The 15,243-nt window shown below is 45.6% G+C and carries 3 protein-coding genes; 2 read left to right on the top strand and 1 reads right to left on the bottom strand.

Annotated features, from left to right (window positions below; genetic code table 11):
• Positions 1 to 205: 205 nt before the first annotated feature.
• Positions 206 to 10,021, top strand: coding sequence for a tetratricopeptide repeat protein (locus QUA71_RS01320; protein WP_333281243.1), 9,816 nt, complete (start codon positions 206 to 208; stop codon positions 10,019 to 10,021).
• A 73-nt stretch (positions 10,022 to 10,094) separates the two neighbouring features.
• On the opposite strand, the gene QUA71_RS01325 is transcribed toward QUA71_RS01320, so the two are convergent.
• Complete coding sequence (locus QUA71_RS01325) at positions 10,095 to 13,289, bottom strand: glycosyltransferase (protein ID WP_333281246.1); 3,195 nt, start codon at positions 13,287 to 13,289, stop codon at positions 10,095 to 10,097.
• Between the two features lie 145 nt (positions 13,290 to 13,434).
• On the opposite strand from QUA71_RS01325, the gene cobA reads away from it, so the two are divergent.
• A complete protein-coding gene (gene cobA, locus QUA71_RS01330; protein WP_333281249.1) occupies positions 13,435 to 15,015 on the top strand; it encodes a uroporphyrinogen-III C-methyltransferase in 1,581 nt (526 codons plus the stop codon).
• Positions 15,016 to 15,243: the final 228 nt, after the last annotated feature.

Consider the following 15,243-nt stretch of genomic DNA (forward strand, 5'->3'; position numbering starts at 1 on the left):
ATTCTGTAACGGATGTAACGGATGTAACGGATGTAACGGATGTCAGGAAGAAGGAAGTTCGGCAACGGATTCTGTAACGGATGTAACGGATGTAACGGATGTCAGGAAGAAGGAAGAAGGAAGGGGAAAGAAGGAAGGAAGAGTTAACACATTAGAACAATTTGGCAATTACCAGTTAGCGAACTCCCAAACAACAAAGACAACTATGGCTTCTCAAAAAAAAATTCGGAAAACTGCCTGTAAACTGGGTGCCGAAGACTCTTTGAAATTAGCTTGGGAACATCACCAAGCGGGCCGTTTGTTAGAAGCTGAAAATTTGTACCGGCAAATAATAGAAGTGCAGCCCGAATCAGCAAACGTGCTGTGTTTGTTGGGAATCGCGGCGAGACAGCAGGGAAAAATTGCCGAAGCGATCGACTTTTATGAACAAGCGATCGCCCAAAACCCAGATTTTGTAGAAGCACATTTAAATAAGGCTAATGTTTTGCTGGATGTAGGGGAATATCAAAGGGCGATCGCCAGTTACGAACAAGTAATCAAAATCCAGCCAAATTCCGCACTCGCCTACAATAATTTGGGCTGGAGCAAACAGCAATTAGGCGAAATAGAAGCGGCTATTTTATATTACCAAACAGCGCTGCAACTCGACCCAAACCAGCACGAAACAGCGCACAATTTAGGACATTTATTTAAACAAAAAAATCAATTAAACGAGGCGATAGCTTGTTACCTCCACGCTTTAAAAATAAATCCCAATTTGACATATTCCCTGATGGGCTTGGGAACAGTTTTGCAGCAGCAAGGTAAATTAGCTGAAGCTTTCAACTGCTACCAGCAAGCGGTAAAACTTGACCCCAACAATCCCGAAGCTCACAACAATGTAGGAGCCTTTTACCACGAAAAAGGTAATGTAAAAGCCGCAATATCCTACTACAGACAAGCATTAAAATTAAAGCCAGACTTCGTGGAAGCAATTAACAATCTCGGACACGCTTTGGTCGATTTAGGAGAGTTTCAAGAGGCTTTTTCTTGTCACAGTCGAGCCTTGGAATTGCAGCCAGACAACGCCACCGCCCACCTGGAATTAAGTTTAACTTTGCTATTGTTCGGAGATTTTCAGCGCGGTTTTGCTGAATACGAGTGGCGGTGGCGTACTCCGCAACTACAACCGAGGCAATTTAAACAGCCGATTTGGGATGGTTCCGATTTGCAGGGGAAAACTATTTTACTCCACGTCGAGCAAGGCTTTGGCGATTCTATTCAGTTTATTCGCTACGCCCCAATTCTTCGGAGCCGAGGCGCTAAAGTGATGGTGGCTTGCTATCCAGAACTGAGGCGGTTGTTTGCGACAGTTCCTGGTATTGAATATTTATCAGTTAGTCTGGAAGGTTTGCCAGAATTTGACGTTCACGCACCTCTGATGAGTTTGCCGCGAATTGTGGGGACAACTCTGGAAACAATACCGGCAAATGTTCCTTATTTAGCTCCGCCTGCTGAGTGCAAATTTGCACTTTCTTCTGATGCCAAATTGAAGGTAGGGATTGTTTGGGCGGGGAGTCCGCAGCGCCGGAAAGACAATCAGCGTTCTTGTAGGTTGAGCGATTTTATTCGATTTTTGGAGGTTCCGGGAATCGCTTTTTATAGTTTACAAAAAAACTTGTCCCAGAGCGATCGCACTTTGTTGAACCAACACTTAGTGCCGGATTTAACTCCGCATTTAAACGACTTTGCTGATACCGCTTCGGCTATATCTCAACTGGATTTAGTCATTAGTGTCGATACGGCTGTGGCGCACTTAGCCGGTGCTTTAGGAAAACCGGTTTGGGTGCTGCTTTCTTTTGCTCCTGACTGGCGTTGGCTGCTGGATCGTGAAGATAATCCTTGGTATCCAACTGCGAGGCTTTTCCGCCAAAGTCAGCCGGAAAGTTGGCAAGAATTGTTTGAGGAAGTACAGGCGGCTTTGAGTTTATTTGCGATCGCCAATACTGCTAGTTATTCCGAGGATTCTGCCCACGATCGGCTTGACTTCGTTTCCCTCGTAATGACTGCTAATAATACGCCTGACCTCGATTCTGTGGCTCTCAAAATGACAGGTGCAACCGTGGTTAAAGAGAGTAAACAAATATTTGCGATGGCGAGCGAAGGGTTAGCAGAAGGCTCCGCAGCTAAGCAATCGCAGGGGATTGAGACATCGGTTGCGATCGGAACGGCTGGCGAGGATTTAGCTGTTTTAGAGGATTTATTGCGGCAAGCAGAACAGTTAATGGAAACAGGTGATAAGGAAGAGGCGCTCGCCCTTTACGAACAGATTATATCTCTTGAGCCAAATTGCGTTCAAGCGCGGATTAATTTTGGTTTTCTCAAGCAAGAAAATGGCGAATTGGAAGCTGCTATCCCCCATTACCGAGAAGCTTTAGCCATCGCTCCAAATATTCCTCAAACAGCTTACAACCTGGCAAAGATTTTTGAGGAACAAGGTCAAGTGGAAGAGGCGATCGCACATTACGAGCAAGCTCTTGTAGCTCAACCGGATTTCGTACCCGCCCTGATTAATTTAGCGGTGGCGCGGCAAGAAAAAGGCGAACTTGTAAGGGCGATCGAGCTGTACCGGCGAGCGCTGGAAATTCATCCGCATAGCTGGGAAGCTTACAACAATCTCGCAACAGTGTTGCAAGAACAGGGCAATTTAGAAGATGCGCTGGAGTATTATCACAAAGCTTTAGAATTGCTGCCGGATTTTGTGGAAGCTATCAACAATTTAGGCAGGACGTTTCTGGAAAAAGGCGCCGTAGAAGATGCGATATCCTGCTACAGACGAGCGATTCATTTAAGTCCAAATCACGCTAGCGCTCACCTGAATTTATCCTTGGCTTTGCTGTTGGTCGGAGATTTGGAAAATGGTCTCGCCGAATACGAGTGGCGCTGGCAAATTAAAGAATTTCACACGGGTCACTCGTGTTTTTTGACGGGGCCGGATAATACAGTTTCGGCGAGAGAATACCGACCGCTGTGGGACGGTTCTGATTTGGTGGGAAAGACTATTTTGCTGCACGCCGAACAAGGTTTAGGTGATTCGCTTCAGTTTATTCGCTACGCTGCGATCGTCAAAAATAAAGGCGGTAGGGTCATTGTGGGCTGTTACCCGCAATTGCACCGTTTATTTGCAACGGTTGACGGCATTGATTTGCTAATAGTTAAAGGCGAGCCACTGCCGGAATTTGACGTGCAAGCGCCGATGTTGAGTTTGCCCTATATTATCGGTACAAAGCTGGAAACAATACCAGCAAATACTGCTTATTTATCTCCGCCTGCGGGTGCTGAATTTACGCTTCTGCCCGATCGCACTTTGAAAGTTGGCATTGTCTGGGCGGGGAATCCAAAACACCGCAAAAACAAGCAGCGTTCGTGCAGTTTAAGCCAGTTTCTGCCGCTTTTGGAGGTTTCGGGGGTAAGTTTTTACAGCTTGCAGAAAGAGATTTCCGAGGCAGATCGCGCGCTGTTGAATCAAACGTCGATCGTAGATTTGAGCCCGTATTTTGGCGATTTGGCCGATACTGCGGCTGCGATCGCCAAACTGGATTTAGTCATTAGTGTCGATACCGCTGTCGCCCATTTGGCGGGCGCTTTGGGCAAACCAGTGTGGATTTTGCTGGCGTTTTCGCCGGATTGGCGGTGGCTGCTGGAACGGGAAGATAGTCCTTGGTATCCGACGGCGCGGCTGTTTCGCCAGCATCAGCGGGGCGACTGGGAGGACGTTTTCGCTCGGGTTGCGGAAGCTCTAGGCGCTGTTGCTGCTGCATTTGTGCCGTCGGATGCGGCGGATGCAGAGTTTCGGTTGGGCGTAGATTTGCAGCAGCAAGCCGATTTTGGGGGTGCGATCGAATGTTATGAGCGAGCGATCGCGATCGATCCTAATTACGCAGCCGCGCACAGCAATTTAGGCGTTGTCAAACAGCAAGCGGGCCGGCTCCCAGAGGCGATCGCGCACTACCGACAAGCGCTAGCAATCGACGGGAATTTGGCGGAAACTGCGAGCAATTTGGGCAGCGCGCTCGCAGAAGCAGGGGAGACTGAAGAGGCGATCGCAGAATACGAGCGGGCGCTTTCTTTGAACCCGAATTGCGCGGAAGCGCTGATTAATTTGGGCCTGTTGCGGGAAGAGCAAGGGGATGTGGCGGAGGCTATAAGCTGCTACGAGCAAGCGATTCAAGTCAATCCTAATTGCGCGGTGGCTTATTTGAATTTGGGAATTGCTTTGGAGGCACAAGGGGAGGAAGCGGGCGCGAATTACGAACAGGCGATAGCCAATTACGAACGGGCGATCGCGATCGATCCAAATTATGTGGACGCCTTGCACAACTTAGCATACGCCTCGATCCGACAGGGCAAAATTGACCGCGCGATCGCATACTACGAGCGATCGACTGCACTGCAACCGGATTTAGCAGAAACTCTGATCGGTTTGGGGAGTTCCCTGCAACAGCAAGACAAGTTAGATGAGGCTCTAGCCGTTTGCCAGCAAGCGATTCAGCAATGGCCAGCCAGTGCACAGGCTCGCTGCAATCTAGGAATTGTCCTGCAGAAACAGGGCAAAATTGAAGATGCGATCGGTTGCTATCAGCAAGCTTTGAGCCTGAAACCCGACTTTCCTGAAGCTTTGAACAATCTCGGCAAAGCTTTTGAGGAATCGGGAAAAATGGCACAGGCGATCGATTGTTACCGTCGGGCGATCGAACTCAAACCCGGTTATATTAATCCACTCACCAATTTGGGAAGTGCTTTGCACGATCGCGGCCAATTTGCAGATGCTGTCACCTGTTACAGCCAAGCAGTTAAATTCAATGTCGGCAATCCTGAATCTCACCTAAATTTAGGTTTAGCGTTGCTGCTGGCGGGAGACTTTCAGCGCGGTTTTTACGAGTACGAATGGCGACTCCTAGTTAAAGAAAAACAGTTCCGCTCCCACAACTTTATTCAGCCGCTTTGGGATGGCAAAGATTTGCAGGGAAAAACTATTTTGCTTTGCCCGGAACAGGGTTTAGGCGATGCAATTCAGTTTATCCGCTACGCCGATTTAGTCAAGCAAAAAGGCGGCAGGGTAATTGTTTGGTGTTTGCCGCACTTGCAGCGCTTGTTTGCACAAGTTTCGGGAATCGATGGGTTAATAGTTAATCCCGAGGATGCGCCGGATTTTCAGGTTCAGGCGCAGCTAATGAGTTTGCCACACCTTCTGGGAACAACTTTAGAAACTATACCGGCGAAGGTTCCTTATTTAGCTCCGCCGCCCGGTTGGGAATTTACTCTCAGCCAAACTCCTAATTTGAAAGTGGGGATTGTGTGGTCTGGAAATCCTAAAAATTCCCACAATAAGGTGCGAGCTTTACCTCTAAATTTGTTGACAAAACTGTTAGATATTCCCGGAGCAGATTTTTACAGTTTGCAAAAGGAAATGACAGCCGACGATCGCGCTTTGTTAGAGCAAATGCCAGTAACAGATTTAAGCTCTTATTTGCACGACTTGGCGGATACTGCGGCGGCAATCTCGGCTCTGGATTTAGTGATTTCTGTAGATACTTGTGTTGCACACTTGGCTGGTGCTTTGGGCAAACCAGTGTGGATTTTGCTCTGTTTTGTGCCGGATTGGCGGTGGATGTTGCAACGCGAAGATAGTCCTTGGTATCCCACGGCGCGGCTGTTTCGCCAGTCAACAGCGGGAGATTGGGAAGGAGTTTTAGAAGAAGCTGTTTTGGCGCTGAGAGAAAGAATTGTCCAGCATAAACCAGCTATACCGCCAAGAGAAACTAAAACCAATATTGAATTATATCAAAAACAGTTTAATCAGGGAAATATTCTCAAGTCGCAAGGAAAATTGACCGAGGCGATCGCTTATTTTAAAAATGCTTTGGTTTTGCAGCCGAGTTCGAGAGAGGCTACGACTAATTTGGCAGTGACGCTGCACCAAACAGGCGATTTAGGCGAAGCTGCCACCTATTATCAGCGCGCGATCGAAATAGATCCAAACTGCGCTCAAGCCCACAATAACTTGGGTATTTTGCTGCAAGATCGAGGCAATATAATGGCTGCTATATCTTGCTTTCAAAAGGCGATCGCCCTGAACCCGGTTTACGTCAAAGCTCTCAACAATCTCGGCGCGATACTCCAGCAGCAGGGCGAGTTGCAGAGTGCGATCGCGTGTTTTCATCAAGCACTTTCTGTCAATTCCAATTACGTGCCCGCGCTGGTAAATTTGGGTGTGGCGATGGAAACACAATCTCAGCTAGACGAGGGTGAACGGTTTTACGAGCGTGCAATTGGAGTAGAACCAAACAATCCTACAGGACACTATCACCTGGGAACGTTATGCTTGGGGGCGGGAAAAATAGAAGAGGCAATTTCTAGCTTGGAACGAGCCATATCTTTGAACCCTAATTATCGAGAAGCTATTACTAATTTAGGCAGTGCTGTTGAACAACTAGGAGACGTAAATCGAGCAATTTCGTGTTACAAAAAAGCCATAGAAATCGATGTTAATTGTGTAAAAGCTCACTTCAACTTAAGCTTAGTCTTGTTGTTGACTGGCGACTTGCCGCGCGGTTTAGCAGAATACGAGTGGCGCTGGCAAACAGAACAGGCGAAAAAATTGCCACGGTTGAATTTTGACCAACCAGTTTGGGATGGTTCCGATTTGAACGGACAAACTATTTTGCTCCGATCCGAACAAGGTTTGGGCGATGCCATTCAATTTGTGCGATACGCGGCAATTGTGCAGCAAAAAGGTGGTAAAATAATCATTTCTTGCTATCAAGAACTGAAGCGTTTATTTAAGCAGATTCCTGGCCTCGCACAAGTGGCGGTTCGGATGGAGGAATTGCCGGATTTCCAAGTACAAGCACCCCTGATGAGTTTGCCTCATATTCTGGGAACAAATTTAGAAAATATACCGGCAAATGTTCCTTATTTAGCTGCGCCGCCGAATTGGCAGTTTTCCCTAAATTCCGATAGCAATTTCAAAGTTGGGATTGCGTGGGCGGGAAGTTCGGAACATTTGAAGGATTTTCAGCGATCGAGCGATTTAAGCTATTTCCTGACATTGTTAGATATTCCCGGTGTAAGTTTTTACAGTCTTCAGAAAGAAATGTCTGCTGGCAATCGTAGTTTGTTATCTCAAATTCCCGTGATAGATTTGAGCGACAATTTGAACGATTTTGCCGATACTGCGGCGGTGATATCGCAACTAGATTTAGTAATTTGCGTGGATACTGCTGTCGCGCACTTAGCTGGTGCTTTGGGTAAACCCGTATGGATTTTGCTGTGTTTTATCCCGGATTGGCGCTGGATGTTGCAACGCGAAGATAGTCCTTGGTATCCGACGGCGCGACTGTTTCGGCAGCAAGCACCGGGCGATTGGGAGGAAGTATTCGCTCGCATAAAAACAGCCTTAAAACACCTAATTTCTACTCGTTCCCAAGCTGTGCCTGGTAAGGAAGATACCGCAGCTTCGCCTCGATTTTCTTTATCGCCCGCACAGGTACAATTTCACATAGCAAAGGCCTTAGAAAAACAAGGTAAAAAAGCAGAGGCAGCCGCTCGTTACGAACAAGTAATTGCCGTCTCACCCAGCCACGCCGAAGCCCACAGTTATTTAGGTTATCTCAAACAGGAAAACGGGCAAATAGCCGAGGCTATTGCTCATTACCAAAAATCGCTAAAAATCAATTCTCACCAGGCTGAAACTAACTTATATTTGGGTTATGCCCTCGAAGAACAGGGACAAGTCGCAGAGGCGATCGACTTCTACAATAAAGCAATTCAACTACGTCCCAACTCGCCAAATTGGCGCTTGAGACTAGCATTAGCTTTGCTTTTAACTGGGAATTTTGATGCTGGTTTTGCAGAGTACGAATCGCGCTGGCAAACTCAACAATTGGATCAGCGCTCTTTTGAGAAACCGCTTTGGGACGGCTCGGATTTGCAGGGAAAAACAATTTTATTGCACCCCGAACAAGGTTTTGGCGATACGATACAGTTTATCCGCTATGCTCCTTTAGTTAAGCAAAAAGGTGGCAAAGTTATTGTTGCTTGTCATGTCTTGCTGAAGCGTTTGTTTGAAGGAATTGCAGGAGTAGATCGAGTAGGAGTCAGGCCGAGCGATTTGATAGATTTTCAAGTGCAAGCCCCCCTGCTAAGTTTGCCGCGAATTCTGGGAACGACTTGGGAAAATATACCGGCGAATATTCCTTATTTAGCTCCGCCACACGATTTTAAATTTTCCCTAGAGCCGAACAATAAACTAAAAGTAGGTATTGTGTGGGCTGGCGGCCCGCTGCACCGCAACAATCATCGGCGATCGTGTAAATTGAGCGATTTTCTGAAATTTGTAGATGTTCCGGCAGTGAGTTTTTACAGTCTTCAGAAAGATTTGTCAGCGGGCGATTCCCTACAGGATAGCTGCGCTTCACGCACTTTATTAAAACAACACCAAATTGAAGATTTGAGCGAACATTGCGTCGATTTTGCCGACACCGCAGCAATTATTTGGCAGCTCGATTTAGTAATTTGCGTAGATACTTCTGTCGCGCACTTGGCCGGTGCTTTGGGCAAACCCGTGTGGATTTTGCTGTCTTTTGTTCCCGATTGGCGGTGGATGCTGGAACGCGAAGATAGCCCGTGGTATCCCACTGCGCGGTTGTTTAGGCAGCAAAAACCGGGTGATTGGGATGGAGTTTGCGATCGCATAAAAGCAGCCTTAGAACACTTAATCTCTACTCGTGCCCAGGCTCAGCCTGCTAACGCAGATTCTTATGCTCCGACTCAAATTCAACCCCCAGAAACTCCCCCACAAATTACAGGAATCGGCATCACTTGGCCGATCAGCATCACCAGCGGTTGGGGAATTTACGGCGTGAATTTAACACTACAACTGCTGCAAAATCCCGCCTGGCGAGTTGCGCTTTTAGCACCGCCATCCATCACCTCAGAAGCGATGAATCCGCTGCATAAATCCCTGTTATTACCTGTAATTGAAAAGCAAAAAACTTTTCAGGAATTAGTAGCACCAAATTCCGACAAACAAATAAGTTGTAATTTTCCCGTACTTTACGCTTTGGGGAATAATTTAGCATCCTCTGGAGTTGACAATCAAATTACCAGCGCTTGTCAAATAGGAGTCATATTTTTTGAAGACACGCGAATCACAGCAGAAGCACTAGAAACAGCCAAAAAATATAGCGCGATTGTCGCAGGTTCCAACTGGAATGCCGATGTTTTGAAAAGCTGTGGCTTGACTAATGTGGCGATGGTACATCAAGGAATTGACCCAACAATTTTCCATCCTGCACCTAAATCTAATCTATTTGGCGATCGCTTCGTCATTTTCTCGGGTGGCAAACTGGAATATCGCAAAGGTCAAGATATTGTAATTGCCGCTTTCAAACGATTTCGCGCCAAACATCCAGAGGCTTTGTTACTAACAACATGGCACAACTTCTGGCCTCAGTATATGCTAGGAATCGAACAAACCGGAAACGTTGCCGGACTTCCCAATATCAACCGCGACGGAAGTTTAGGAATTTCCCAATGGTTAGTGGCTAACGGTTTGCCGATTGACTCTTTTATCGACATCGGCTTAATTCCCAATCACCTCGCTGGACAAATTTTGCGAGAAGCCGACTGCGCTGTTTTCACCAACCGCTGCGAAGGCGGCACTAATTTAGTCGCGATGGAAAGTATGGCCTGCGGAATTCCGACTATTTTATCAGCAAATACTGGTCATTTAGACTTGATTTACAGCCACATTTGCTATCCTTTATGGAGCCAAGGACGAGTTAAACTGACGGCTCCTTTTTCCGGTGTTGAAGGTTGGGGAGAGTCTGAGGTTGCAGAAGTTGTCGAGGCTTTGGAACAAGTTTATACTAATCGCGAAGACTCAAAACGTCGCGGTTTAGCTGCGGCTAATTTTATGCTGGATTGGACTTGGGAAAAACAGGTTAAGCGTTTTTTGGATGTGATTGCCGATATGTAGATAACACTAAAGTCCTGACTACAAACTTTCGGAAAATTGTTCGTAGTAAAGACTTTAGTCATTATAATAAAGATTAATGGGCGATTGATTCCAATAGTTTGTTAGCACTGTTTACACTTTCAATATCGTATACTTCTGGATTGTAAGAAACAATTTGTGCTACCAATTTATGATGGTAACTTTGAGCAGTTTCATTCCTAGAACCATGAACGTGACGATAATTAAGAACTATTTCTCTCGTTCCTAAAAAAGGAATGCTATGTTTGTGACAATTAACCCAAAATTCCCAATCCTCATAACCTTCTTTCATCTCTGCTTTGTAACCGTTGACCAAATTCCAAACTGATTTGTGATACAATGAAGACGTGCAAATCATATTAGATTGTTTGATATTTTTTGGTGAGTATAAATCATAACTGGGTATTGTGTGATTTTCATTGCCACCAAAAAGTTGATAAGAACCAAATGCTATGCAAGGTACTTTGGATTTTAGACAGATTTCTAAAAGACAAATCAAGGCATTTGGAGCTAAGATATCATCGCCATCTAAGGGCATTATGTATTCGCCGTTTGCTGCCGCTATGCCAGTATTTCTAGCCCTTGATATCCCTTGATTAGCTTGTTCTATTAGCCTAATTCGATGCTGGGGATTTGCTGCGATCGCATTTTTTGCTACTGTACTGGTAGTATCTAAGCTGCCGTCATTGACAATGATAATTTCCCAATTTTTGTAAGTTTGGTTAATCACGCTAGTTACTGCTTCCAGCAAAAAATGAGATTGATTGTAGCAGGGAATAATCACAGATACGAAAGGTCGATCTGCCAATGGTGGCGATGCTGTAACTTGTTTGACACTTTCTGATTGTAAATTATGTGCCGAATTTCTAGCAGCTTGCAAGCTGTAAAAATAAATCTTGGGATGGACGATGGCTAATTGATTCAGATCGGTATTTTGATATTCATTTACTAACCTCGGATATCCCGACAAGTATTCTTGTTTAACAAAAATCAAGATATTCTGAGCGTACCAAGGCTCTACTTTGTCATTGTTCCATATCTTTTTTCTCAAGCAGTCAATAACTGCATAGCCGTTTTTCTGAAAGTAATAAACCCAATATTGTGGCCACTGTTCGTTAACGTGTTCGACGCCTCCTTGAAATGGTATCGCAGCAGAAAACAGAATCACCGGTGCTAGTTGAGTGAGAGAATTAACAAAGTTTTCGGCACAGGTAGCCGGCAAATGTGCGGCAACTTCCAGAGAAATTGCTAAGTCAAATTTTCTGTTTATTTGCAGCGGTTGCTTTAAATCGGCGGATTGGAACTGATTTAAAGGAATTTGTAAAATAGTGCGATCGACATAATCACCATCTATTCCCAAACAATCAGCAATTCCCAACTGGTGGAACGCAGCTAACCAACTTCCCGTACCGCAGCCCACATCTACCACACTTTTAGGTAAAATCGGTTGCAGCAAGTCTAACAGCAGGGGAATAATTTCTCTAGCAGAACTGCGAGTTCCTTCTCCGATTAATTGGTGAAAATCTCTTGTATAAGATGACTGTTGGTCTTGATTAATTTGGCTGGCTGTTTGAGAATTAATTGTCTCTAAACTGCTAATATTGTAACCGTGCAAATGTGCTGGCAACTGCCAGGAAACATTGGGGTCGGGTTGATGTTTTACTGGCTCGACATTTCCCCGCCAAGCAGCACCCATAATTTGCATTGTTTGATAAATTACAGTATTCCATCCCCTTTGCTTTAAGTAATCCAAACCTTGAGCAACATCAGGAGCATTTAAATCGTGAAATAAAATTATTGCATCTTCCTCCGCCAATTTTTCACAAACAATTGCGTCATTTAACGGCCCCGGTTCTCCGTGTTCTCCGTCAATAAAAATTAACGACCATTTGCGGTTGAATTGAGCGGAAAATTCTTCGACTCTTTGGGGGCTGTAGCCTGGTATTAGCTCGACGGTCGTTTGAACTCCCGACGCATTGAGAGCTCCTTGAATTGAATCAATGACGCTTTGCCTGATGTCGTCTCTTTCTAGCAGCGGATCGACGACATCTAATTCAACTCCGGCGAGTGCTAAATGACAAGCAGACCAACCCAGCCAGCAGCCGATTTCTAATGCTTTTTTACCTGAAAATTGCAGTGCTGTATTGTAAAGAATGTGTGCTTCGTCGCGGCTGAGAAATCCGACTGAAGCAGCCCGCCGATCGACATACCAATTGTGCTGAATTTCCCGGCGCAGGTAAGGCCACTGACAAGTCTGAGGATCGGCGACAATCATGTTGGGAAAGTGGGCATCCGGGAGGATGATTTTCAATCCGGGCGAGACGTAATCTCCGGCGGGCAATAAAGTATTATGTGCGATTTCCGAGTGTCCTTGTGCTGTCATTTTTTTCGGTTGAGTGGGTTGGTAGCGGAGGCTGATTTCTACTGTATCTCCGTCTGTTGCGGTTAGTTTAACTCGATCGTGTTTGTATCCCGTCAGGTGCAGGATACCGATTTTTTCCTGGGGCAAGTACGGCTCCACAAAACACGCTTTTTGCTTGTCCCAAATCGGCAAACCAAAGTTGCAGCTCCAGTTGCAGCGAGCTGGAAGTATCTCTGTTTTGTCGAACATTTCAGTACCGTAAACTAACCGATTTAATGCTACTTGATCGGTCATTAAAACGGAATTTTGCAATCCCTGTTCCAAGTATTCTGCCCAAATTTTCCAGTGCGGCGCGGTTTTGTGCAGGGCAAACACCCCGGCATTGATGGTAGGGTAGCTGTATAACTGCTGGGCTACTTCATCTCCAAAAACTGCTTGATAATCGCGGTAAACAAATTGCCAGTACCAAGCCTGTTTGCCGTAAGGTAAATTATAATTTCGATCTAATTCGTGAACTATTGCCAGCCCGCGTTTTGCCGCGCCTTTAACTAACAGTTCGACACTTGACCAATCTTGAACCCAAGCATCAGCATCAATCCAAAGGTATATATCAAAATTGGGAAAGTATTTTTGCAAACAAGGTCTAACTAATAGTCCTTTTAAATGTTCGGGAGTTTCATTTCTACCAGGAAAATCAAAATCCCAGTCCGGTTTTTTAATAAAAGTTACTTGCCTTTCCAGCCACTGCAACTGTTCGGGAGTACAGCCGAGATCGAAAAAGCCGATCGCCACATTTTCGCCCTCAGGTTTTTCCCGCACCGATAAAATAGTGCCTCGCACCAATTCAAAGTAATTGGCATCGGCGGCCGTGATGATGATAATCTGCATAAATAGGTTTTATTATACAATAAACTGCTAAGTATAGCGTAGGGTGAGCCATTCGCACCTTACTATTACTATAGGGTAGGCTGCACCATCGGCAGCTTACTATACGCTAGCAATATTCATACAACTATACTATCGAGGAGGAATTGTGAAAAACCACAAAGGGAAAGTTTATCTAGTCGGTGCAGGGCCCGGAGATTGTAACTTGATGACAGTGCGATCGCACAAACTGCTATCCCAAGCCGAAGTCTTAATCTACGATGCTCTCATCGACATCCCGCAACTCGAATTAATCCCAGCAACTTGTCGGAAAATCGAAGTCGGTAAACGCGGCGGCAAACCTTCCACGCAGCAGCAACAAATCAACCGCTTGCTGGTAGAACATTGCCAACTCGGAAAGCAAATCGTGCGCCTAAAAAGCGGCGATCCGTTTATTTTTGGTCGTTCCAGTTCTGAAATTCAAGCATTAATCACAGCGGGCTGCGAGTTTGAAGTAATACCCGGAATTTCCTCCGCCTTATCCGCACCTTTACTAGCAGGAATTCCCCTCACAGATCCAGTAATGAGTCGCTGTTTTGCAGTGATGAGCGCCCATGAACCGGACGCTTTGGAATGGGAAGCATTAGTGAAGATAGAAACTTTGGTAATATTGATGGGAGGACGCAATTTAAGCGAGATTGTCTGGCAATTGCAAAAGCACGGACGATCAACCGAAACTCCGATCGCCATTATCCGAGATTGCGGCCGCCCCGAACAGCAAATTTGGCTGGGCACTCTCTCCAACATTGTACAGCAAACAGCAGGTCAATCTCTATCGCCTTGTGTGATCGTAATTGGGGAAGTAGTCAGATTGCGCGAATATCTAATTCAGCCAGAGAGCACAAATATGATCGATACACCAGTCACCGCTAACAACAGCCAATTGCCGCTAGCAGGAAAAACCATTTTAGTCACGCGATCGGTTTCTCAGTCTGCTGAATTTAGCGATCGACTCCAGCAACAAGGAGCCCGCGTTATCGAAATGCCCGCCTTAGTAATTGGGCCGCCTTCGAGTTGGGAACCATTAGACAGCGCGATCGCACAATTGTCAAGCTTTCACTGGTTAATTCTCACTTCCCATAACGCTGTAGACTGCTTTTTTCAACGATTACAAGCAAAAGGCAAAGACGCCCGCAGCTTGTTTGGCATTAAAATAGCAGTTGTCGGTAAAAAAACAGCAGAAAGTTTGCGATCGCACTCTCTACAACCAGACTTTATTCCCCCCAACTTTGTCGCCGATTCCCTAGTCGAAAACTTCCCCGATAACTTGCAAAACTGCAAGATTCTATTTCCCAGAGTAGAAAGCGGCGGCCGAGAAGTTTTAGTTAAAGAATTCACTGCCAAAGGATCGCAAGTAATAGAAGTGCCAGCTTACCAATCTTGCTGTCCCGAAACAATCGATCCGATCGCCCTATCCGCACTCCAAAATCAAGCCGTAAATATCATAACATTTGCCAGTTCCAAAACCGTACATAACTTTTGCAATCTCATACAACAAAGCCCAAAATTGTCCCTGTCTAAGGATTGGTTGGAAAACGTTTGCATCGCATCCATCGGCCCGGAAACTTCCAAAAGCTGCCAAAATTTATTGGGTAAGTTAGATGTGGAAGCCAAAGAATATACCTTAGATGGATTGACTGAGGCGATCGTGGAATGGGTGGCAGGATATCAAAGATTGATCGGCGATTGAAACCGCTACTATACAAAAAAAGTCCGGGCAGAGGGGGACTAAGAAATATTTGGTATAATTCCTGAAGGCGAGATACCCGACTTCTTCAAGAAGTCGGGTATCTAAATCAACCAAGCTACAATAAGTTGTAAACTGGTTGTAAGATACAGCCGATTCCAGGTTTATGAAGTACAGTAACAGCAGCTTGTAAACCAGTTTTTAAAGTGCTTAGGATTGACCAAATCAAGG

The organism is Microcoleus sp. MON1_C5, assembly GCF_036701875.1.
GTDB lineage: Bacteria > Cyanobacteriota > Cyanobacteriia > Cyanobacteriales > Microcoleaceae > Microcoleus.

What these genes read in the sequence shown, in the direction of transcription:
- QUA71_RS01320 (WP_333281243.1), top strand. Translation starts at nt 206, where the DNA reads ATGGCTTCTCAAAAAAAAATTCGGAAAACTGCCTGTAAACTGGGTGCC.
- QUA71_RS01325 (WP_333281246.1), bottom strand. Translation starts at nt 13,289, where the DNA reads ATGCAGATTATCATCATCACGGCCGCCGATGCCAATTACTTTGAATTG.